This window comes from Nonomuraea sp. ZG12, assembly GCF_052068115.1.
GTDB lineage: Bacteria > Actinomycetota > Actinomycetes > Streptosporangiales > Streptosporangiaceae > Nonomuraea.
In genome coordinates this window covers 176149-197849 of the sequence record NZ_JBQHCW010000004.1, presented here as the reverse complement: position 1 = coordinate 197849, position 21701 = coordinate 176149, and the positions used below count along the sequence as shown (strand labels likewise).

At 62.8% G+C, this 21701-nt stretch carries 30 protein-coding genes; 20 read left to right on the top strand and 10 right to left on the bottom strand.

What is annotated here, in order from left to right:
- The first annotated feature begins 10 nt into the window (after nt 1–10).
- The 20 genes from ACTMTF_RS15275 (at nt 11) to ACTMTF_RS15180 (ending at nt 10371) form a co-directional block, all read left to right on the top strand.
- A complete protein-coding gene (locus tag ACTMTF_RS15275) occupies nt 11–268 on the top strand; it encodes a hypothetical protein (protein WP_441111212.1) in 258 nt (85 codons plus the stop codon).
- A gap of 130 nt (nt 269–398) precedes the next feature.
- Nucleotides 399–611: a hypothetical protein gene (locus ACTMTF_RS15270; RefSeq protein ID WP_441111211.1), complete on the top strand. Its 213-nt coding sequence runs from the start codon at nt 399–401 to the stop codon at nt 609–611.
- Nucleotides 612–624: 13 nt separating this feature from the next.
- Nucleotides 625–867, top strand: coding sequence for a hypothetical protein (locus ACTMTF_RS15265; protein WP_441111210.1), 243 nt, complete (start codon nt 625–627; stop codon nt 865–867).
- 128 nt (nt 868–995) lie between these two features.
- Nucleotides 996–1256 (top strand): hypothetical protein, encoded by a 261-nt coding sequence (locus ACTMTF_RS15260; protein WP_441111209.1) that lies wholly within the window; start codon nt 996–998, stop codon nt 1254–1256.
- Nucleotides 1257–1268: 12 nt separating this feature from the next.
- Nucleotides 1269–1982, top strand: a complete 714-nt coding sequence (locus ACTMTF_RS15255; protein ID WP_441111208.1) for a hypothetical protein — start codon at nt 1269–1271, stop codon at nt 1980–1982.
- Between the two features lie 271 nt (nt 1983–2253).
- Nucleotides 2254–2838: a DUF7178 family protein gene (locus tag ACTMTF_RS15250; RefSeq protein ID WP_441111207.1), complete on the top strand. Its 585-nt coding sequence runs from the start codon at nt 2254–2256 to the stop codon at nt 2836–2838.
- Nucleotides 2835–3041 (top strand): hypothetical protein, encoded by a 207-nt coding sequence (locus ACTMTF_RS15245; RefSeq protein WP_441111206.1) that lies wholly within the window; start codon nt 2835–2837, stop codon nt 3039–3041. The genes ACTMTF_RS15250 and ACTMTF_RS15245 overlap by 4 nt, the downstream gene beginning before the upstream one ends.
- Before the next feature lie 162 nt (nt 3042–3203).
- The gene (locus ACTMTF_RS15240) at nt 3204–3446 is read left to right on the top strand and encodes a hypothetical protein (RefSeq protein ID WP_441111205.1); all 243 of its coding nucleotides are present in this window, start codon (nt 3204–3206) and stop codon (nt 3444–3446) included.
- Nucleotides 3447–3543: 97 nt separating this feature from the next.
- Nucleotides 3544–4050 (top strand): antirestriction protein ArdA, encoded by a 507-nt coding sequence (locus ACTMTF_RS15235; RefSeq protein WP_441111204.1) that lies wholly within the window; start codon nt 3544–3546, stop codon nt 4048–4050.
- Between the two features lie 79 nt (nt 4051–4129).
- The gene (locus ACTMTF_RS15230) at nt 4130–4519 is read left to right on the top strand and encodes a hypothetical protein (RefSeq protein WP_441111203.1); all 390 of its coding nucleotides are present in this window, start codon (nt 4130–4132) and stop codon (nt 4517–4519) included.
- A 1-nt stretch (nt 4520) separates the two neighbouring features.
- On the top strand, nt 4521–4724 hold the full coding sequence (locus ACTMTF_RS15225) for a hypothetical protein (protein ID WP_441111202.1): 204 nt from the start codon (nt 4521–4523) through the stop codon (nt 4722–4724).
- Nucleotides 4725–4744: 20 nt separating this feature from the next.
- Nucleotides 4745–5002 carry a hypothetical protein gene (locus ACTMTF_RS15220; RefSeq protein ID WP_441111201.1) on the top strand — a complete coding sequence of 86 codons (258 nt, stop codon included), beginning with the start codon at nt 4745–4747 and terminating at the stop codon, nt 5000–5002.
- A 143-nt stretch (nt 5003–5145) separates the two neighbouring features.
- Nucleotides 5146–5694: a hypothetical protein gene (locus ACTMTF_RS15215; protein ID WP_441111200.1), complete on the top strand. Its 549-nt coding sequence runs from the start codon at nt 5146–5148 to the stop codon at nt 5692–5694.
- On the top strand, nt 5687–5914 hold the full coding sequence (locus tag ACTMTF_RS15210) for a hypothetical protein (protein WP_441111199.1): 228 nt from the start codon (nt 5687–5689) through the stop codon (nt 5912–5914). Before ACTMTF_RS15215 ends, ACTMTF_RS15210 begins: the two co-directional genes overlap by 8 nt.
- Before the next feature lie 75 nt (nt 5915–5989).
- Nucleotides 5990–6718, top strand: coding sequence for a DUF2786 domain-containing protein (locus tag ACTMTF_RS15205; protein WP_441111198.1), 729 nt, complete (start codon nt 5990–5992; stop codon nt 6716–6718).
- A 365-nt stretch (nt 6719–7083) separates the two neighbouring features.
- Nucleotides 7084–8331: a DUF3987 domain-containing protein gene (locus ACTMTF_RS15200; RefSeq protein ID WP_441111197.1), complete on the top strand. Its 1248-nt coding sequence runs from the start codon at nt 7084–7086 to the stop codon at nt 8329–8331.
- A gap of 28 nt (nt 8332–8359) precedes the next feature.
- Complete coding sequence (locus tag ACTMTF_RS15195; protein WP_441111196.1) at nt 8360–8656, top strand: hypothetical protein; 297 nt, start codon at nt 8360–8362, stop codon at nt 8654–8656.
- A gap of 236 nt (nt 8657–8892) precedes the next feature.
- Nucleotides 8893–9066, top strand: a complete 174-nt coding sequence (locus ACTMTF_RS15190) for a hypothetical protein (RefSeq protein ID WP_441111195.1) — start codon at nt 8893–8895, stop codon at nt 9064–9066.
- A gap of 61 nt (nt 9067–9127) precedes the next feature.
- Complete coding sequence (locus ACTMTF_RS15185; RefSeq protein ID WP_441111194.1) at nt 9128–9733, top strand: hypothetical protein; 606 nt, start codon at nt 9128–9130, stop codon at nt 9731–9733.
- 344 nt (nt 9734–10077) lie between these two features.
- Entirely contained in the window at nt 10078–10371 is a 294-nt protein-coding gene (locus tag ACTMTF_RS15180) for a hypothetical protein (RefSeq protein ID WP_441111193.1), read from the top strand.
- 58 nt (nt 10372–10429) lie between these two features.
- Here the strand turns inward: ACTMTF_RS15180 and ACTMTF_RS15175 are convergent, their stop codons facing one another.
- From ACTMTF_RS15175 to ACTMTF_RS15130, 10 genes are all read right to left on the bottom strand, one after another.
- Nucleotides 10430–10909 (bottom strand): hypothetical protein, encoded by a 480-nt coding sequence (locus ACTMTF_RS15175; protein WP_441111192.1) that lies wholly within the window; start codon nt 10907–10909, stop codon nt 10430–10432.
- 9 nt (nt 10910–10918) lie between these two features.
- Nucleotides 10919–11920 carry a peptidoglycan-binding protein gene (locus ACTMTF_RS15170; protein ID WP_441111191.1) on the bottom strand — a complete coding sequence of 334 codons (1002 nt, stop codon included), beginning with the start codon at nt 11918–11920 and terminating at the stop codon, nt 10919–10921.
- An 86-nt stretch (nt 11921–12006) separates the two neighbouring features.
- A complete protein-coding gene (locus ACTMTF_RS15165) occupies nt 12007–12312 on the bottom strand; it encodes a hypothetical protein (protein WP_441111190.1) in 306 nt (101 codons plus the stop codon).
- Nucleotides 12309–13538, bottom strand: a complete 1230-nt coding sequence (locus ACTMTF_RS15160) for a hypothetical protein (RefSeq protein ID WP_441111189.1) — start codon at nt 13536–13538, stop codon at nt 12309–12311. Before ACTMTF_RS15160 ends, ACTMTF_RS15165 begins: the two co-directional genes overlap by 4 nt.
- 34 nt (nt 13539–13572) lie before the next feature.
- A complete protein-coding gene (locus ACTMTF_RS15155; RefSeq protein ID WP_441111188.1) occupies nt 13573–14910 on the bottom strand; it encodes a hypothetical protein in 1338 nt (445 codons plus the stop codon).
- Nucleotides 14911–14914: 4 nt separating this feature from the next.
- Nucleotides 14915–16453, bottom strand: coding sequence for a Gp37-like protein (locus ACTMTF_RS15150; RefSeq protein ID WP_441111187.1), 1539 nt, complete (start codon nt 16451–16453; stop codon nt 14915–14917).
- Between the two features lie 3 nt (nt 16454–16456).
- On the bottom strand, nt 16457–17497 hold the full coding sequence (locus tag ACTMTF_RS15145; protein WP_441111186.1) for a hypothetical protein: 1041 nt from the start codon (nt 17495–17497) through the stop codon (nt 16457–16459).
- A 72-nt stretch (nt 17498–17569) separates the two neighbouring features.
- The gene (locus tag ACTMTF_RS15140) at nt 17570–20785 is read right to left on the bottom strand and encodes a hypothetical protein (RefSeq protein ID WP_441111185.1); all 3216 of its coding nucleotides are present in this window, start codon (nt 20783–20785) and stop codon (nt 17570–17572) included.
- Nucleotides 20786–20805: 20 nt separating this feature from the next.
- The gene (locus tag ACTMTF_RS15135; protein WP_441111184.1) at nt 20806–21279 is read right to left on the bottom strand and encodes a hypothetical protein; all 474 of its coding nucleotides are present in this window, start codon (nt 21277–21279) and stop codon (nt 20806–20808) included.
- Complete coding sequence (locus tag ACTMTF_RS15130) at nt 21240–21650, bottom strand: hypothetical protein (RefSeq protein ID WP_441111183.1); 411 nt, start codon at nt 21648–21650, stop codon at nt 21240–21242. The genes ACTMTF_RS15135 and ACTMTF_RS15130 overlap by 40 nt, the downstream gene beginning before the upstream one ends.
- Nucleotides 21651–21701: the final 51 nt, after the last annotated feature.

The window sequence follows — 21701 nt, the reverse complement described above, 5'->3', positions numbered from 1 at the left end:
GAGGTTGACGATGTCGGTCTGTTTCACTGCGGAACTGCACCTGCCGGGCTTTGACGACACGGCCACGGTTGAGATGTTCCAGCGCGATGGCGAATGGTGGGTCACGTCGAAGGGCGCGATGGTCAGCGCGGACGACACCTGCACCTGGGAGAACACCCCGCGAACCTACCCCTCGGCGATCGATGCGTTCCGGGTACTTAGCTCGGAGATCGATGACCTACTGGGTGTCGGGTTCACCCGCAAGTCCGAGGTCTGGACGGGGGTCTAGCAGGTACACCGCTTCGGCGGTGGTCTCGGGATCACACGAAGTGTGGTCCTCAGATCACATCCGAGAACTCGCCGGCACCCAGGGCACCCTTGTGCCCTGAGCCAGGGGTTTGGTAGCGCAGGAGGTAAGCATGCTCGGGTTTGGTGGCAACGCCATGGGCGGGACGACTCTGACTGAGGACGGCAACGTCGTCGGGTTCACCATGAAGTCTGGCCGCTACTACGTGGCGTACATGGCCAAGGGAGACAACGTGTCGTGCCTCGGGTCGTCGTTCGGTTCGGATCGTGAAGCGGTCGGCAGGGTCATGGCACGTCGGCACGCAGTTTCGGCTGCCCGCAACTAGGAGATTGGTAGCGATGAACCAGTTCATTCTCAAGTGCGAGATCCCCGGTCGGGGTCTGTTCCAGATGCACACCTACACGATGGATCTCATGATCGCTCGGTACCTGCCGGACAACGTTGCGGGTCTGTGCCAGACCATCGACGACATCTGGCGTCTGGGCATGGGGCAGACGGTTGAGGTCCCCGCCCGCGAGGAGATTCACACCGTCACGGAAGCCCTGTTCGTCATAGCCGAGCTCACCGGCTACGGCGTCTAGCGCAGCCAGCTCTTAGGCCGGTGCAGACCTAGGCGCGACCCAACGGGTTGCGTCGCTGGTCTGTGTCCGTACCCATCGAAGGGACCTAGGGGCACCCATCCCCACCCACCACAAACAGGGAGACACCCATGCTCGGAATCAAGACGCCCAAGGGCTGCATCTTCGATCACTCCAACATCAGGTACGAGCAGATCGACTCGGGTCTGTACGAGGTGAAGCAGGCCGTGAGGTCCGCAGACAGCCTCAAGCCGATCCGGTGGGAGCACATCGGTTCGGTGTGCAAGGGCGAGGACGGCTGGGAGATCAGCCCGGCCGGTGACATCGAGTGGCTCCCCGGATTCAAGTCCAGGGCTCTCGCGTCCGACTACCTCATCTCGTGGAACGTCTGAGAGGACACAGGTATGAAGAACGAGGCTTTCCAGATCCTGCTTGACGCCGGGATCGTGACGGAAGACAAGCTGATGACCGCGCTTCATGGCGGTAACACTCTCACGATCTCGGGTCCGTGGGAGGGTTCGGACTACTCGGGCAGCGACTGGCAGGAGTCGAATCACCGTTCGCTGGCTCGGGACTACAAGTCCCTGCTGATCTGCCACGACAGTGCGTATGGCCATTGCGAGTACTGGCTTGAGATTGACCCCCGTGAGTTCGGCAAGGGTTCGGTTCGTGATGAGGCCAAGGGCCTCGCCGAGGTCCTCGCCGGTCTGGTGCATGAGTACCCGATCTACGACGAGGACGACAACTATCGGTTGATCGAGGAGCGTGCCGAGGCCGCTTGGAATCAGTACCTGCGTTCGGATCTCTCGTCCAAGATCTGGAAGCTGACTGAGGCGGATATCAGCCTCGACGACATGCACGACAAGTTCCGGGAGCTCTTGGGTGAGCATGAGATCTGGCCCGAGGCCGAAGGGCACCGGGACGTGTCTTTCCCTGGCATCAACGACCCAGAGTTTCAGCGGGATCTGATCCTGGCCGCGCTGCGGAATGGCGGTCTGGACACGGACGACATGAGCGACTTGACCCATCTCGGATACGAGTTGGTCGGTACGTGGATGGCCGAGGATTACGCCTGGGTTCACCCCGATCAGATGGCCCTGGACCTGGCCGGCGTCTGACGCCCGAGGCATAACCATGCCCCAATTCAGGAGATTGGTAGCTATTTGAAGCCACGCTGTTCAGCATGCGGTGTGATCCCCGTACGAAACCAGGGGGACATGTGCGCCGACTGTCGAGAGCAGATCCGAAAGGGATCTGACGACCTGCTGAGAGACCTCAAGAAATAGCAACCAATCCAGCCCCTAGCTCGGTATAGCCGTGTCTGCCCATCGAGGCGGCTAGGGGCACTCACTCTGTCTCCACATTCACAGCAAGAAAGGCGGCTTTGCCGTGCTCATTCCCATTAACCCCGATGGGCCAACGTTCGCCAGGTACACAACCAACGTCCTCACGGTCTGGGATTCCGCAACCGTTGACCAGCGTGCCCGAGGTATGGCCTGGTATCGCAGCGCGAATCAGCTTGCCTACATGATCGCCGAAGGCAACATCAAAGCTGGTGCAGGTGTGATCGCTGCACTGTCCGCGAACAAGCGTTGGGCGACCAACGTCAACCTCGCGACTCGGGCATTCAAGTCTGGTAAGCCATCTGGTCACTTCGGTGACGCGCTTACCAAGGCGGCTCGGATCATGGCCGGTGAGGATCCGGAAACGGTTCTTCCGATGGACATCAAGACCGGTCAGTTCTACCGGTGCATTGCTGATCCGACCGATCCCATGCCGGTTTGCATTGACCGGCACGCCCACGACATTGCCGTGGGTGAGAGGTACGGGGCCGAGCCCCGTGGCCTTAACGCGAGAGGCCGGTATGCGCTTTTGGCGGACGTCTACAGGGCCGCTGCATGGCAGCTCGGGGAGCTTCCCCAGACGGTTCAGGCCGTCACCTGGGTTTCGTGGATCGAAAGGAAGTCGCAGTGATCAAGCGTCTCAAGGCGAGGCTCGCTGACAAGGCTCTGGCCCTGGTGCTCAACCGCATTCAAGCGGTCGCCTACACCGACCAATGGGGAGGGGTATTCAACTGCCTCACCTGCGGCGAGATGGTCTACGGGATCGATGAGGGCGATTACCTCGAATGCATCGCGGCGCGTTCATTCGACCACAAGTGCAAGGAGAGCAAGTAGTGGAGTGCGACGTCTTCTTTTGCCCGGAAATCGGTACGCACAAAGCTCGTGTACGCCTCCCGGATCTCGACGATGTCACACCGGAATACCTCCTGTGCGCGGGGCACGCGACCGGCGAACTCACTCTAAATGGCCACATCATCAGCGCAGAGAGGATCTGAAATGAGTACCACTACCCACCGCCCCATTCACGCAATCGCGGCGGACATTCGTTCCGCCTGGCCGAAGGTCTACTTCGGTGCGGTCCCCTACCTGGACGCTATGCGTTCGCTGGACAAGGTCACGGATATGTACGGCTACGACGATGCCGATTCCATCATCCGGTATTTCCTGTCGAATGCGTCCACGTTCCGTGGCCAGCGTGCGAGGGAAATCAAAGCCGAATTGAAGGCTCTCATTAGCTGATCGGAAAGGTTGGGTCTGGCACCCTTCGGGGTGCCTTGCCGAGCAATTCCGCTCGTAAATGAAAGGCACGGGAATGCTTCTTACTTCTTCCCCCGTCATGCAGTCCACCGTATCGGTTCACTTCTGGAACCTGGCCGCCTACGTCGGCGGCAACCTGGTCGGCGGGTGGGTTGACCTGGACGAATGCGCGAACTTGGACGACTTCAAGGCGAAGGTTGCCGAGGTCACTAGGAATGCCGACGAGGTTTTGCTGGGGGACTACGACAGCGAATTCAGCATCGAATTTCGCGAATACCAGAGCCTCGAAAGCGTTTGGGAGATTCACGAAAAGCTCTCGGAGGTTGACTCCGATAATCGCCAGGCATTTGCTGACTACCTCGCATATGTCGGAGGTGTGAATTACCTCGATGAGGCCGTCTCGAATTTCGAGGACCGATACAGGGGTGAATACGACAGCATGGAGGACTTTGCCTGGAAATACACGGAGGGGTTCTCCGACGAAGGAATTCCGAACATTCCCGGCTTCCGTATCGAGGTGGACGTAATCGCCTGGGAGCAAGACTTCTGGATCTCTGACCACGGGCACGTCTTCGACAGCCACTAGTCCGTTTGGATTTGGCGGACAGCTAATCCTGTCCGCTTTATCGAAACTGTCTCGTGTCCGAAAAGCGAAAGGTAATGGCATGTACGTCTGGCGAGTTGCGCACCAGCAGGAAACGTACGAAGGGTTCCCCTCGGGGCCGTACGTGTTCAAGGGAATGTCACAAGCGGTCTACGCGGCGACGTCAAAAATGGCTAACTCGCATTCGTGGGACGACGAGCACCCGCCGCCGTCCAGGGACGGACGCCTGAATGGCATCAACGACTTCGAGCGGTGCGGATTCGACTCTGTTCTCGCATTGTGCACGTGGTTCAAGGGCTGGGAGAAGGCCCTTCATGACGCCGGTTTCATCATCTACAAGTACGAGGTTTCCGACTTCGCTGCCCGCGTCGGCGACTACGGACAGACCGTATTCGACACTCACTGGGCTACTCCGATAGGCACCATGCACTTCTTCCCGGTAGGGGTCTGACATGCAACTCACCATTGACCAGCTAATCGAGCTTCGCATTTGCCTTAGCCAAGGGGTCAAGGACTACGAGCGTGCTATCGCACGGGGCAGCGACAGCGGAATCATCGTGAATGCCCTGGAGCAGCGTAGAGAGCTGCTCGAACTCCTCAGCTACGGCAAGGCCATTCAGGTACAGACCTACGCGGAAATGGCGTACAGCAAGTGAGCTCGAACTATGAGGAGACCATGACCATGACCGACGCTCTTTCCCGCGCCGTCCACGTTCGCCAGTGGTACAAGGACGTCGGCGCGAATGATGGTGAGGACGATGGCACCGACGCCGCCGACATCATCGCCGACCAGCTCCGGATGTTGCCCCCTTCGGTTTGGGAGCAGGTTCTCGGCAAGGCCGTGATGCACGCTCACGAGGAAATCCACGGCTGGGGAACCGCCCGGTCCGACTCCGTATGGATCTCCGGTCTGGAGTACCGCAATGCCGGTTAACCCGTTCCACATCAACGAGCACACGAACGACATCGGGGATTGGTGCCCTTGGTCGGGCACCCCCGCCACGGAAGACGACATACACGACGAAGAGTTTTCCTGCCCGGCTACGTGCCGGGCTTCCGGAGTCGAGGAGGATCGTAATGCCGGTTAAGAGCCCTGAGGTTCGCCACATCATCCGTATGGCCGTCGAGCAGAAGGAGGTCTACGAGTTTGATCTGGACGTGTCCGAGATCGGTATCCCTCCCGAGATCCTCGGGAAGCCGGATGACATCTACGACTGGATCGTAGAGAACGACAGCACCTGGGTTGACTACCTCAACAACCAGAGCTTCGTGGGTGCTGAGGATCGCCTCATCACTCAGGCGTCATTCCTCGCCGTGCGGGATACACCCGAGCGCAAGGTCGAGACATACGTCTGCGACTGGTACTCGGAAAACGGGGATATGGATCCGGTCATCATCGTGGCCACATTCAAGGACGGAACTCCCCGGCCGTTCGATGAATGCCCGGAAGTGCTGGCCGCGTTCCGGGAGAAGTTCGAGGGTTCGGGTATCGACAATGGCCCCATCAACTTCCTCAGCGATTACATCTACGTCGTCGTCACGATGACCGGGGATACCTCGCATCTTCTGGAGACCGCCAACAGCAACCACTTCCTGCGCGTTCACGTTGGGAGTGCGAATGTCTGAGACCTCCGTATACACCGTCACCATCTCGGGCCTGGAGCGTGACGAAGGGCATGCGCCTTTCGTCTGGGTGGTCACGGAATCGGAGCCGGAAAACGCCATCGGCAAGGCTCTGGGTATCCACGCCCAGATCATGGAGGAGTCCGCACACAGCCTGGTCGTCGAGAGCTGGCACGTAGGTATGCCCGTGGACGGCTTCTGGAACGACTACAGGGCCGCATAGCGGTTGGGCCTGGCCCTCTTCGGAGGGCCTTACCGAACCTCTACAAGCACCCACACCCATTGAAGGGGTTTCACCATGGAAGAAAACAAGACGATGCGCCGTGTTCGCCTGCTCATCGCCAAGGCGGAGGGTACGGACAACGCCGAGGAGGCCAAGACGTTCATGTCGGCGGCCATGAAGCTCATGGCCAAGCATGGCATTGAGCGAACGATGCTGAAGGACCCGACGAAGCGTGAGGAACTCACAAGCGTCGTCATCGAGGTTCACGCCCCCTACGCTCCCGAGAAGCGAACGCTGCTCAACCAGATTGCCCGCAACTCGGGGGTCTACGGGTACACCGACGTGGGCATTCGGAAGCAGCGCAACTCCAAGAGCTTCTTCTACGTCCTCGGGGGCTACCCGTCGGATATCGAAGAGATTCAGATGCTCTTCACCTCGCTGCTCTTGCAGTCCGCGAACGAGCTGGCGCGTGCGGTTGAGGGAGTGAGCTTCTACCTGAACGGTCCGACCCTCGCCGCGTGGAAGCGCACATTCCTCATGGGGTACGCCGCCGAGGTTGGGCGAATGATCCGGGAAGCCCGTGAGAGGGCTGTCGCGGATACGCCGAACAGTACTTCAACAGCGGTTGCCCTGGTCGATAAGCAGGCGATCGTCAAGCGATACGTGACCGAGGGTATAAGCCTTCGGAAGCCCAAGCGGAAGCTCTCCGGAAATGGCTATCGAGAGGGTCAGATTGCCGGTAAGCGCGCCGACCTTGGCGGTACAGCGGTTGGGCCTCAAGCAGCCCGTGTGCTCCATTCCTGACCGGTAGCGGCTGGGTTCGGGGCCCTTCGGGGCCCTCTGCCGAACCTCTACCTGGGCAAACAAGCATTAGGAGATACGCATGATCTTCCGTCGAATCCCTCGCGTCCCTGACGGGTGTAAGCGGCCTCAATTCCGCAAGTGGGAAATCGTGGAGCGACGTAAGAACCCTACGCCCAACTGGCAGATTCTCAAGATCGAGTGGGACGAAGAGGGCAGCCCCATCTACAAGGTCCGTTGGTACAACTCCCTGGCCTTCTTCACCGGGGATTGGGTTAGAGAGCGGGATCTCTACCGGCGTCGGTAATTCGCCCGCCTGCGTCCGCCTTCTTTCTTTCTTCTTCATCAAGCACGGAGGTCTATTCGCCATGTCCGAAACTATGAGCAACCGGGTTCCGGTTGCCGACCCAGCCATGTTCGTCGGGCCTGTCGGCAAGGCCATGGTCGAGGAGCTGGACCAGTACACCGAAGGGGCCAAGGTCGGGGTCCTGGTAACGCTCCTGGCTGGTCTCTCAGCCGCCGTTGGCAACCTGCCAGGTGTCGGTACGGGTAAGGGCTCGATGCCCTTGTCATTCTGGCCAGTGTTGGTCGGGCCCACCGGCCTGGGCCGCAAGGGCACGGCCACGGCCATCGCCATGAAGGTGATTGCTGAGGGCTTCGGGGACTTCGCAGAGCACAGCGTGGTCTACGGCTGCCCGGCCACCGGCTTGGGTTTCGCCTCGGAGCTGTCCGAGAGGGCAATCCGAGGGGTTGCCACGCCGATGATGTTCGTCGAGGAGGAGATGGATGCCTTCATCACGAACAGCAAGCGCGACTCCAAGATCGGTACGTACCTGCGTAAGGCGTGGGACGGCTCGAACATCGCGCACCGCACGAGCCAGACCGACCTGGTCATCAAGAAGCCACACGTTGCAATCGTGGGCCACATCCAGCCGAAGAACTGGGGTGCGATCTCCGGGTCTAAGGACGCCACGGGCGGCACCTACAACAGGTTCTTCCCGGTCTGGGTGCTCCAGTCCAAGAAGCTGCCGGTGTTCGCAACGGTCGACCCGACCGAGGTCATCAAGAGGCTGGGCACTCGACTCGGCCAGATCCTCAAGTTCGCTGGTGAGGTTACGGATCTCATCGTCCCGGATGACGTGGCCAGGGTCTTCGAGCATAAGCATCGAGAGATCTGCGATGCGCTCACAACAGGCTCGGAGGAGCTCGGCCAGTACACCGAGCGGGCCATGGCGTACATGATCCGGATCGCCGGTCTGTACGCGCTGGCCGACAAGCGTGACGTCCTGAAGATCCAGGACTTCGATGCAGCGCTGGCTCTGGTGCAGTACATGGTCGCGACCGTGACGTACACGCTCCCCGAGGCCGAAGCAGCAGGTGACGACGTGCCGGCTCGGGTCCTGTCCTTCATCCGCGAGGCGGGGGACCAGGGTGTGACCTCCTCCGAGGTTGCCCGGAAGTTCCAGCGTACGAGGGCTGCGGAGATCCGGGCCATCGTGGAGTCCTGCGCCGAAGTCCAGGCCCGCAAGATGCGTTCGGAGGGCGGACGCCCCGCAACCCTCTTCGTCTGGGTTGAGGACTCCGAAGAGGACGCCCAGGAGCTTCTCGCCGCCTGACCCACACAGACACCCGAAGGGACTGCTCATGAGTGAGCTGGAGATGCTGACCACCCCCGAGCTGCGCGCCGGGGACCTGGTCATCACGTTCGGCATGTACGTACGGCTCCCAGATGAGCCGCGGGTCTACCAGAACAACGGGACGGTCTACGCCTGGGACGGCACCGTCGAGAACCTGGACGAGGTCCTGGCGAACGGGTTCGTACCTCGGTCGTTCCTGTCCGAGGAACGCTGGGACGACGCCAAGGGCTGGGTTTACGAGCTGACCGGCCGCTGGGTCATCCAGGGCAACGAGCTGGCCTCCTGGTGGGTTGAGCGCAGGTAGCCCTTCGCTCTAGCCGAAGTCCCCGACCAGCCAGCGTACGAGCCAGATAGCCAGCGTCAGCACGCAGAAGAGTGCCGCCCCAAATAGGGCTCGGATCAGAAAGTCCTCCACGAGCCCAGACTACCCATCCCGGAGGACATCGGTAGATCGAGCACTCCTGGTCGCGCACGGGTTTCGGTCCGTGTGTGGCCAAGGTCGCTCGGCCCGCGGCCTACACCACCAGAAGAGGAGAACGCATGCCGTACGTCGATCTGGACCCGTACACCATCCCCGACGCAGCGAAGCTCTCCGACGGCTCCTACGAGCTGGAGTTCGAGGGCTACGACAGCGACGGCCGAGAGGTGACCGTGGGGGTCTCGATCCCGGCTGGCACCTGGGAGCAGTTCAAGACGAACATCGCCGCTGCCTGACCTAGCCGTATGACTCTGGCCCCGGCCAACCGGCCGGGGCCTTCGCATGGAAGGAGACAGCATGTCTGGCTGCGGTACGTCCCTCAAGGGTCGAGCCATCGTCGAGGTCTACGAGAACGGGATGAACGTCCAGGACTACGACCACTGGGTGAAGAACTACATCAGCGTTCACCGGAGCGTGGCCGAGGGCGCGATCAAGCCTGAGTTCGCCAACTGGCCGGAGGTCCAGTTCTACATCAAGATGGCGGGCGGGTTGGACCTGGACCCGGTAGAGCTTCGCCGTGAGGAGCTGCCGGATGGCACGGTCAAGGTCACCTGGTGGCACTGGGACCACTACGAGGACGACGAGGTCCCCTACACGATCAAGAGCGAGCCGCTGGCGTTCGAGTACGACCCGTACGAGGGTCTGGAGCGCTTCACGCTGACGGCTGTGCGGCGTGAGTCCGCCGACGACCCCATCCCAGATAGCTGGAACGGGACTCTGATGTTCAGCAAGGAGTGTCCGCTCTGGGGTCGGCCAGCGGCTCCGGGCATGTGGGATTGGTTCGATTCCCACACGATCGAGGTCAAGGTCTCGGGTGACCTCCTGGTGACGCCGTTCGGCGAGGATCCGGGTGTGGTGGACCCCATCGCTACCCGCGAGATCGCGGTCAGGAGGGCCGCTTGAACCACTACGGAGCGGCTGAGGCGGTCCGGAAGCAGCTCGACTCAATCGGCTGGTTCTCATTGCTTCGGTACAGCGTCAACGCTACGGCGATCCACCTCCGGACTCACAGCGAGCCCGTCTGCATCTTGGTGACGGACGGGCCTACCGTTTCGGTATTGGTCGGAGCTCCGAGCCCGGACAAGGAGATCCTGACTTTCTCCAGCCCTGAGAGTGCTGTAGCACACCTGCGGAAGTTGGACGAGACCCACTAGCACGCCGGTATGGGCCCGTGGGGGAGACCTTGCGGGCCCTGACCCGATTCCCTAGGCCGAAGTTGTCGTAGGCGTCGGCTACCCTCTCGGGCCATGCGTACAAAGGCGTGGTTATCCCTCGGAATCGTGGCCGGCGTGGCGATGAGCGGATGCTCGGCGTCGGACGACGACCTGAGGCGAAGCCGGTTCTACGTAGACGGATCCTCCGCCGCCACCATCCTCACGAGCAAGTCTCTGGAGACGACCAGGAAGTTCTCCTCTTGCGAGCAGGGGTTCGTGCACATGTACGAGATGGACGGTCTCAAAGACTTCGCCAAGCCCCAGAGCGACGAGGATAAGGACGCGTTCATGCTCGGGTGCAACGAGGGTCTCAAGACCCAAAAGTGACACAACGCAAAAAGGCCCCCTCCGTGAGGAGGGGGCTTCTTACTTCTTCAGGCGAGGGTCACTCGCTGGTGGCGGACTTGTCGTTGTGCAGGTACGAGATGACAGCGGTCAGGACGGCCTGGCCGACGGACAGGCCCAGAAGCCTCCAGTCGATCTCAGCGCCGATGGTCAGCGAGGCCAGGACCCCACCGACAGCGACCAGGACGGACACCAGGGCACCCTGGAAGCCGGTCCTCTTGGCCCGGTAGGCAGCGTTCGCGGGGTTGGTAACAGCCACGTCTTTTGTCTCCTCTGTCTCTTCGAGCAGGTGATCGTCGAAGACCCCGTATGGGTCCTCGGGGGCAAGGGGGTAGGCAGGCAGGTCGCTGGTGTGGGTGGTCTCGGGCACGAAGTAGTGCTCGAAGAACGGGTCCAGCTCGGGCTCGGGCAGAGGCTCGGACACCAGCAGCACGTCCTGTGACGGCTGGGGCTTGAGGTCCTGGGGCCTCTGCTGGTCCAGCAGGGCTTGGAAGCTGGCAGCGAACTCAGCGGTATCCACGGAAGCTCCTCACAGGCCCAGGGCCTTGTAGGTGTCGGCACCGGCCAGGCCATCAACCGTGAGGTGATGGCGGGCCTGGACGTCCATGACCGCGACGGTCATGTAGGAGCCCCACTTCGAGCCGGGCTTGAGGTAGGTGTAGCCCTTGGCGATGAGCCGGTCGCGGAGCAGCTTCACGTCTGCGCCTTCGCTGCCGAGCTTGAGAGTGCGGTTCAGCTTGACGGCCGGGCGCGGGGCCGGCTTCGAGGCCGGCGTAGGCCGCGCAGCAACCGCTTTCCCGCGGCCTTCTCCCGCCGAGAGCTTGGCCCAGGTGTTCTTGCCGATGACGCCATCGGACTCCAGGCCGTGATGGTCCTGGAAGACCTCCACCGCGTGCTGGGTGGCGGGTCCGAAGTCCCCATCGACGACGAGCTTCCAGCCGAAGGAGTTGAGCAGCTTCTGAGCTGCCTTGACCTCGGCTCCCCGGTCGCCCAGGCGCATCAGGAAGCCGGGGTACGACTTACCATCCCAGGGCTTGTCAGGTGCGTCGTTGGAGTTGCTGTAGCGGGGCCTGACGAAGCCGTAGATGCGGCTGTTGCCTCGGGAGATGGTCTTGCGGTAGCAGCCGTCTCCGTTGCCCTGGATGCCACGCTCATCGGATCCGGAGGTATTGCCACCGATGGTCGTGATCGAGCTGGAGCTGACCTTCGTCACGAGCTCGACGTGGTAGATGCCGCTGGAGCCCCCGTTGGAGCTGTAGAGGACTAGGTCCCCGACCTTGGGGGTCTTGTACCAGCGCCCGCGGCTCTTGGCCCAGTTGTACTGGGTGATGGTGCTTGCCGTGTGTGGGTAGTCCACGTTCGGCCGTAGGCCGATGGCTTCCAGCCAGACTGACGTGGCTGCGGCGCACCAGGGGTAGCCGTAGCCCTTGCCGGGGTAGCCGGGGATCTTGCCAAACTCACGGGTGATGGGCACCAGGTTTGAGCCGGGCGGCTTCTCCTTCATGCCGAGGTCGCGCTCTGCCTCGGCCACCACCTTGGATGCGGTCGTCAAAGGACCTCCAAAGGAAAGAGCCCCGCCGTATGGCAGGGCCCAGGGATGGACTTCTTACTTCTTGTTCAGGGGGTGAAGAACTGGATAGCGCCGAAGACGCCGGTGATGACCACGACCACCGTGGTCATGATGGTGAGAATGAACCGGGTACGGTCCTTGAGCTGTTCGTTGGTCACCGCGGACTTGTCCATCTCGCCCTTCCAGTCCTCCAGCTCATTGACGCGGAGCGTGAGGTCAGCGTGCTTGCTGTCCCACTGATCGAGGCGCAGAAGGATGAGGGCGTTCTGGCCATCGATCTTGGCGAAGCCAACCTCCACGCGGCTCTGGAGCCTCTCCATGGCGATACCGAGGCTCGGATCGGTGTTGGTCACGCCCAGTCCCCGATGAGCGGCATGGAGAAAGTGGCGTGCAGGAACCCGTTCACCTTGATACCTGACGGGCACGCCTTCAGAACGAAGCTGGGCATACCGTCGGTCTGAGTAGCCGTGATCCAGGCGGTCGTGTTGGTGCCGGCCGTCGTCACGGTGGGGAGGCTTACGACTGCGGGGTACGGGTAGTTGTTCCTGAACTCGGCACCCGCAGGCAGCACGATGTTCTTCATCAAGACGATGGGGGTTGCGCCCCACGCCATAGGCGCGAAGTCGGTCAAGAGCCTCTGCATACCGATCGTGACATGCAAGTACCGGTCGAAGACGTAAGCATTCGAGATGAGGGTCGCGCCGGCTGGGCTGTTCAGGTTCCAGTTCGCGGTGTTTTCCAGCGTGAACGTGAGGTCACGCATGAGCTGCCCGTTGCTCATGGTGGTGTTGATCTCGGAGACGTTGGTCTGTAGAGCCGAGACCGAGCCGTCGAGGGTGTCCAGGCGTGTGCCATGTCCGGTCAGACTGGTGTCGTGTCCGTCGAGGCGGGTGGTGATCTCCGGGGGGATGTCGTTGGTGAAGACCTCGCGGGCCGAGATCCACTGACCGGCCTTGCCGATGACCAGTCGAGAGCCCGTGGCGTCCACACCCAGCTCGCCATCGGCCGGGGCCGGCTCGAAGCCGGGCTCCTCGAACCTCAGCGGCCGGATGCTCTGAGAGAGGAACCAGCGGCGGTCTACGATCCGGTCGACGCCGATGTCCTGCTGGACATCCACCTGGAACAGGGGGATCTCCGTGGTGGGATCGTTGAGGACTACCTGCCATGAGCCGGAGGCGTTAGTCACACCGTTCTTGATCTGGACCAGCCTGAACTCTCCGAGGACCTCGTCCACCTTGAGCACGACCAGGTCGCGGCGCATCAGCCGGCCTGTGCCGTCGTCGGCGAAGTCCAAGCCCGTGATGTCGAGCGAGAAGTCCTTCGGAGTGGTGAGCTCGTAGTAGAAGCCGTTGATGGTGGCGTGGCCGGGCTGGACGGTGACCACCGTCTCAGAGGCTCGCACTCCCGTCAGCCCCGTGTTGCCGGCCGAAGGCGTGCCGGTATAGGGCATACCAGCCACGCCGTTGGACTGCCACGTCTGGGCCATGGTCTTCCAGTGGTGCTGGGTGACAACCTGGCCCGCGCCTTCGGCGAAAGGCCAGCCGTGCTCACTGGGGTTTACGCTGCCTGCAAGAATCAACGCCCTCGCCTCTCGTGGTTGGGAGTGTTATCGATCAGTGGTCGGCCCACCACAGCGTGCTAGGGCCGGACCATTCGGTTGTCTGGCCATTGAGCTGGGCTCGGGCTCGGTAGGCGACAATCCACACCTCGGAGTAGGGGCCGCGCTCGAACTCGTAGATGCGGGTCTGCCAGCGGCCATCCGCCCCGACCGTGCATGACGCGGGGGTGTTCGGCGTTATCGTCTCCTCGCCTTCGCTCCCGGAGCTGGTGTGGGCGGCCTGGAATTCGATGACGGAGCCAGGGGTGCCACTGCCGTACAAGGTCACCCATGTGTTGAGGCGCATGATCCCGTCAGGGAACGGGCTGTTGGGCCCGAGGATGAAGGGAATGCTGGGGGGCTCGGGCTCCTCGCCTCCGGTCTCGCCCATGTTGAAGTACTGGAGGTACTCCTCCGATGGGCGGTACTCCTGGAACCTGCGGGCGCGGAGATCCCATTTCGTGCCCAGGGGGTACGACGTCTCGTCCGTCAAGATCGAGGACACCCAGGAGCCGTCCTGCTGAGGCAGGACGAAGCCGCCCTCTGTTCCGATGAGCCTCCAGGGCTCGGGGATTTCCGCGGCTTCCGGCCGCTCACGGATCTCTAGGAGAATCCACTCCGAGCCGTCCACTGCCAGCGGGGTGCTGTCTGTGGCGCTGCTTACGTAGATCGTCTCGCCAGGCGTGAACACCGTAGCGCTGCTCGTGGGGTCCTCGGCCGGGGGTGGTGTGGGGTTGGCCTTGATACCCCAGCTCATTAGGTGCCCGTGGAAGGCGAAGCCGCCGTCGGGCTGGATGCGCCATGCGCGACCCTCCACCTGGTGGTAGTTGCCATCGGCGGGAACTACGCCGGTGATGACCTTCGACTCGCCCGGCTCAAGGTATTCAGCGAAGGTGGCGCTAGGGTCGATGAAGAGGTCAGCCAGCAGAGTCTCATTGACCGCGCCAGTGTTGGCCACCCGGACCTTGACGTACTTCTCCTTGGTCACCGGGTGAGTGGCTTCGCCCAGGGCCTCAAAAGTGATGAAGCCCGCACAGTCAATTGCGGGTGCCGTGAGGATCGAGGACTTGGCCGCAGGATTGCCGTGCGTCCCGTCGTCAATGAACTGGATCTTGTGGTCCAGTCCGTCGTTGGGGACTTTGAGTTGGATCGTATAGGTGCTGGATGTGTCTATAGGCCACTCGGAGTTGGGGAGCAGGACGTTGTCCACGAAGATGCCGACAGTGTGCGCCCTGTCCACGACGATACGGAAGCCGACGTTCCCTACAGGCACCGGGGCGGTGGGGAGGCCGTCAACGATGGAGACATCGCATGAGCCGTTCCACTCCACGGCGGTGACGCTTGTGATCGCCATAGACTCAGACCACCTTCCTCAAGACGAACGGGGCCGGGGGGATCGTGTCGAGCGGCTGGCTCAGCGCCTCACGGGTCCACAGGTTGTTGAGCGACTTCCACAGATCCCGGATGGACCTGTAGAGGTAAGGCGTCTCGGTGGCGCTGGACGCGCCGATCGTGAGGTGTACCTCTGGGCCGGCCTGCGCGGTGGCGCTCAGCCGGACCTCGTTCACCTGCTCGACCTGGTCCACCTCGTCCACGTTGACGCTCACTCGGTCGCCGATGCCGTAGTCCAGGTGGTAGCGCAGGCGTGGTGTCTCGATCGGGTGGACCTTGATGGACCCCTTCGGGCCGGATTCGAGGTTGAACGACTCCACCTCGTCCATGAGCGCCCTGTAGTGCGGGGACCATGTGGGAGGGTCTAGCTGCCAGCCGGTCTGCTGGTACGGGTCCTGAGCCCACTGCCAAGGGATGTCACGCCGGTCCTTGTATCGCTCGGTCGACATGCCCCATTCGACCTCCGTGGCAGAGAATCCCTGCTGGGCCCACTGAAGGGTGTCCTGGAACTCGGCCGGCGTCGAGGCCGGGTCGCCCCACCACCACGGGTCTCGGAAGCGGTTGATGTAGTAGCCGAACCAGCGCTCGGGGCCCTGCTTCTCGGCCATGTTGACCGTGTAGCCGGTGACGTTCCCCAGCTCGTCGTAGGTCGGCTCGTGGGTGGCCTCGTGCCAGGTGCGGTTCTGGGTGCCAATCACCAACCTGGTTGCATCGGGGGCGTCCGTCGAGTACGTGTAACCTCGCAGGTTGCCCTGATCCGCAGAGAAGCGAGCGGTACCCGTCATGTCTCGGATGGGCTCGAAGGTCACCAGCAGGCCGGGGCCGGCCGCTGAAGGCTCGCCGTTGTCGCCACCGGCTGCCTTCGGGTCTGGGTGCCAGACGCACCGCACGGACATGTTGTAGACGCTCGACAGTAGAGCGACCAGTTCGTCAATCCGGTCGAACTTGAGACGGACTGACTTGGTGGACTCGTCGGCCAAGAGATCCTCGGACGGAGGTGCCAAGAACAGCGGCTGGAAGGCTCTGGACGAGTGGCCCTGGGTGTTCTCCTTGAGCAGGTGGTACAGGAGCTCGCCGGCATTCCTCCACGCCAGGTCGGCCTTCCAGAGCTGGGCAGCTCCTTGAAGGTGGATGTCGTTCTGAGGGGCAGGCAGAGCGAGGCGTTCGGCCAGGAACACGTTGTCGTCCACTCCGGTGACCGTGATGGAGCCGGCTCCAGAGTCCGAGGAGTCATCCCACGTTCGGGTGATCTTGCGGATGGGGCCTGAGATGACCGGGGAGCTGTTCCCTTCCCTCAGGACGACGATGCCGCGGCCCGGCTGGAGTAGCCGGGCCTGGGGATGCTCTGCGGGAAGTACGAGGGTCCAGGATCCGACATCGTTGTGGCGGACAATCGCGTCGAAGCTGGTGTAGGCGTCGAGCGCACTGACGATAGCCAGCGGAGGAATGCTGGTGTCGCGGGGGAACAGCGACTCGCGAACGTAGATCTTGAAGTTGGCGTCCAAAGCTCAGATCCCTAGGTATGCCGGGAGGTAGGACAGGGACACGACCGGCCGGTTGAGGACCAGCCAGTCCTCCAGCTCCTCGGGCGTGAGGTTGGGCGGCTGATCGACCTGCAACGTCACCTGGTTGTCACCCGGCTTGAGCCCCCACATATCGGAGCTGATGTCGAAGTGGCTCCACAGGGGCGTGCGGGGGCCGGTGCCATCGACGGCCTGAAGGAAGACGTCGAGCTCTCCGCGCGTCGTCTCGATGGTCAGCACCTCATCGGGGCCGAGCGAGACGGGCTTGTGTATGCGCAGTTCCTTGACGACTTCGCCTGCTGCGTTGTGCAAGCGCAGGCTGAAGGTCGAGTTGAGCGGGCCTCGGATGGTCCATCGGGGCCGTACCTCGGCGTTCCCGATGCTGGGAACCAGTTGAGTGGTGATCCACTCGGGGTTGGTCGAGAGCGCCAGACCTTCGCCGGGTGTCAGCCCGTCGAGGCTCAGGAACGGGTTCGCGCCGACGTCCGGGATGAACGGACGCAAGGTGTCGTAGTGGACGAAGCTCACATTGGTGCGGAGCAGAGCACGGAAGTATGGGTCCGTTGCGTGCAGGATCAGGCCGTAGGTAGACCAGTTCACCCCGTCGGAGGCGTCTTCACCGCCCTCCATGCCTGAGACGTAGTAGCAGGTGAGCTGCTTGGTGGGCTCGGCTTCGAGCGGGCCTTCGAGAGACGGCTGGGCGTACTCAGTGAAGAGGAGCTTGACCAGACCTTGAGTCGGGTTGAGCGAGGCGATGAAGTCACGCTTGAGCTTCATCATCTCGGGCCTGGTGGTCGCGGAGATCTTCAGGGGGAGGAACACTTCCCGGATGCCTGCTCGGGCGGAGCGTAGGTGGCCTCCTTCGATGGCCGGGTACTCGTCCTCGTGAAGAGTGAAGGTGGGGGCGTCGAGGCCCTTGGCTCCCGGCTGAAGCAGGATCGCCGCTGAGCTCTCTCCAGCGCCGGCCAGCGTGTAGAGCTTGTTGTCCACGCCTCGGAGCTGTACGACGGTCGGTTGGAACAGCAATGAGCCTCCTTGAGGGCACAGCTGAAAGGCCCCGGCTGGTGGGCCGGGGCCTTCGGTGAGAGGTGGCGCTGATTACTCGTAGAGCGCGTCGGCGTAGGCGAGCTGCCGCCTCAACTGCTCCTCGGTCGGCACGTTGGGTGCCGCGTTGATAGTGAAGTTGTAGACCTTCTGAACGGTCGGAGTCTCCGTGGACAACGGCCGGCCGGACTTCATGGCGCGGGCATAGCTCATGATCGCTTCGGTGGTCCGGGCCTGCTCCGTGTAGGGCGACGCCATCGCTGCGAGGGCAACAGGCTCCGTGCTCATCAGCATGGGCTCGGAGCTAGCAAGGGACAGGCTGCTGGGGGCGATGTTTCCTTCGCCTCCCCCGCCCTCTTCGTTGCGGGTGACGTTGACGACGATGTTCGTGGTGAAGGTGCGGTTCAGCTGTTCGAGCTCGCTGACGATCTGCTGGACCGCAAGGGCCACAGCCTCCCTAGCCTCCTCGACCTCGGACTTGACCGCTGCTGCGAAGCCTCCGAGCTTGCCGGCCTCCTTGCCGGCGTCGGGGAGCTTCTTGAGCTCCGTCACCATCAGCTTGACGTTGCTCTCGACGTCCTTCTTGGCCGTCTCCATGGCCGTCTTGATCTTCTCGTTGGTGGTGGAGAAGTCAGAGGCCGCGGCCATGTCGGTCGGGAGCTTCTTGTACGCGGTGACCGCGTTGGTCACGCCTGTGGTGACGGCCTGGGTGATGTTGGTCATCTGGGTGGTGACCGCTGCGGTCACCGTCGTTGACCCTGTGGCCATCGCGGAGGCGAGCTGCGTTGGGAGCTGCTGGAAGGCCGACACGACGCCCGGCACGCCGCTCGTGATCGCGGTCTGGATCGAGGTCATCAGCGTGGTCGTGGCCGTAGTCACGTCCGCGTCGGCGATGCCCTTGACCATGGAGTCACCGAGGGCCTTGAACGCGGTCCCCATGGCGGGGGCCGCACCCGAGACGATGGTGGTCATCTGGTCCAGCTTGGTCTGGAGCTCCTCTGGCGTCTTGGCGCTGCGGACCATCTCCGGGAGTGCGTTCATCACAGCGGCGAAGCTCGTCTGAATCTGCGCCCCACTGGAAGTGACCTTCGAGCTGGCCTCGTCCATCTTGATGCCCAGGGCCGAGGCGATCTGGGATGCCTGGACCTGGTTCTCCATGCCCCGGAGCATCTCCTGCACCTTGGCGACGTTGGCTGCTCCGCCCGTGCTCAGCGCATCGAGGATCTTCTGCATGTTGTCGGCCATGGACTGGCCCAGAGGCCCGCCAGAGGCCCTCGTCTCGTCGATGAGGGTCTGCATCTGCGCCTTCCAGGCTGGCGAGAGCTGGCCGCCGGTCTCGTTGACCGTCTCCATGAGCTCGCCGAAGCGCGTCCTGAAGTCCTCGTTGAGCTGTGCCAGGCCGGTCTGGTTGGTCTCCTGGAGCCGGTCGATTCCCGTCTTCCAGGCGTCCCAGGTGCCGTCCGCGGCGGCCTTCGTGGAGGTGATCACCGCTTCCCAGGAAACCTGGAGCTGGCGCACGAGGTTGTTGGCTGCCTCGCGGGTGGAGTCGGCCTGGGTCACCAGGCCCTTCAGGTGCTCCACGGAGACGGAGGCCGCCTCCTTCAAGATGCCGGCGTTGATGTCGGCACCACGGCCGATGCTCTCCCAAGCCTCACCCAAGGTCGAGGTCATGGAGATCGCCGCCTCGGCGGCCTTGACCCCCATATCGACCATCGCTTGGGCGAACAGGCCGAGGTTCGTGATGGTGTCGGCATCCAGGGAGGTGGCGATGCGCTCCAGGCCGGCTGCCAGGGCGTCCATGATCCCTGGAGTCATTTGGGCCAGTGCCGACGTGATCTTCTCGAAGGCAGGTGCCATCCGATTGAGCCCGTCGGCCAGCGCCACGGCTGCTGTGCCGTAGATGTCCTTGTTGGCGGCGAAAGCATCGAACAATGTTCCGAACGCGGTCGCGAGTCCGTTGATCAGTTCAGGAGCAAATGAGGCGAACGCACCTGACAGGTTGGCCAGCGAGGGCAGGAGGATGTTCATCCCGTCGGCGAGCGCCTGGAACGATGCCTCCAGCTCAGGAGCCCAGGCGGCCAGGCTGGTGAAGAAGCCACCGAACGCCTCGCCCAGGGTGCCCAGCCCGTCGGCGATCCCGTCCCAGAAGCCCTGGGCCTCCAGGTCGGACAGGGCATTCGCCATCCCGGTGAGGGCGTTCTCGGCGAAGGCGATCAGGCCATCGGTCAGAGGGCCTACGGCTTGGCTGGCACTCTCGAAGGCCAGGGCCAGCGCGTCATACAGCGGAGCGCCCTCGGACACGGCGTCGTTGATCCGGCCGACCGCCGCCGTCAGCGCGTCCATCATGGGCATCGCGGCTTCGGTGACTGTCGCCTTGAGCGTCTTTCCGAGCTCGGAGAAAGCGGCCTTGAGCTCGTCGGACTTGGCGATCATCAGGCCCGCGACGCCCGCGAAGATGGCAGGTAGTGCGATGAGGCTGGCTACGCCGATGGCTACGCCGGCCAGGGCAACGACTGCCGCTCCGGCTGCGACGATGAGTGAGCCCAGCAAGGCGATCACTCCGGTGATCACCACAGCCATGCCGGCGATCTGGGCGATGGTGCTGACGATGGACAAGGCTGCGCTGGAGACGCTGCCTAGGACTCCAGAGATGGCGGAGCCCGAGCTGGTCACCGCCGAAGCTGTCGAGCCTGCCGTGCTGCCCAAGGTGCTGAAGGCGTTCGTGACGCCGCTGAGCAAGCCTGCCGCACCTGACAGGGCGCTGGTGATGGCACTGCCAAGGTCCGTGATGGCGTCCTTGGCCTTGTCGAAGGAGCTGGTGTCGATATCGACCCGGATCTTCTTCGTCTGGGTCCGAGTCAGCGTTCGTAGCTTGGCCTCAGCCGCCTTGGAGTCCAGGTCGACCTGAAGGGTTATCTTCTGGGTGGTGGTCCCGGATAGACGCTGCTGGGCCCTTGCTAGAGCTGCGTCGATCGAACTGGTGTCGACGTCGAGCTTGAGCTTGGCGGTGCGGTCCTGGGCGGCCCGGTTGATGGCCGCCTCGGCGGCGGCAACGTCAGCCTTGACCTCGATGTTGACGGTGTGCTTGCCGGAGGTGATCCGCTTGAGGTCGGCCTCGAAGTCTGCGAAGTCACCCTCGACCTCGATGTCCAGCTTGGTGTTTGCGTGCTTGGCCAGTTCGCTCTTGAGGTCAGATCCGAACCCTGAGGTATCCGGGACGACCTTGACGCCTACGCGCCCGACTTCCTTGCGAGCGGGACTCCCCGCCATATGTGTTCCTCCATCCGGCCTTAGGGGCGGGACGGAGGAAGAGGGATCTTCGAGCCAGGCCCGAGGAAGGGGGCTGGTGCGTCCTCACCCCTCAAACGGGCAAGCAGTGGGTTGGTGGGCTTGGTGGACCCCTCCTCGGCCTTCACGCCGGGGCGCGGGTACGGGGGGAAGGGCTTGACCCTCTTGGGCTTCTCGGACTTCGTGGCCAGGAAGAGGTAGGTCAAGGAGCTGACGGCGTCGTAGAGGTCCGCCGTCATGTAGGCGTGCCGGTCCCAGCCGGCGTACTCGATGCCTCGGAGGGCTGAGACGTACGCGGACTCAGCGGGGAGGTGCCTGATCAGGGCCAGGGCAAGCCTGGGGGAGAGCCGGCCACGAGCGAGATCACGTAGATCTAGCTGGTAGTAGCGGCGGAAGTCCGCGTACAGCTCGCCCCCGTGCTCGTCGAGCAGCTCGATCAGGCCGAGGCTTCCCCCGCGTTGACGGCCTTGTTCCACTCGTTGAAGATCCGAGCGTGGAAGCCGGGCGGCAGGTCAGCCAGGGACTTCTTCAGGGAGTCCTTCTTGTCGGCGACCGCGGCGAGCAGGTGGTCAATGGCGGTCAGGCGGTCGATGGAGTCCGCGTCGTCGTCACCGATCTTCTTGATCAGGACCTGCACAGTCTTCAGTTCGGCGTCACTGAGCAGGAGAATCGGGCGCAGCAGGACCGTCTTGCCATCCTTGGCAACGAACGGCAGGGACTTGTCAGCCTTCTCCTGCTCGACCTCGGCGATCAGGTCCGCATAGTTGAGAGCCACGAGGGCTTCCTTTCTTCTTGCTTCAGGGGATGCAGGGATGGCAAAGCCCCACCGCGCGGCCATCCCCAACACGCGCGGCAGGGCTAGTGCCCAGGTGGGCTGTGACGCCTCACCTGGGCTGAT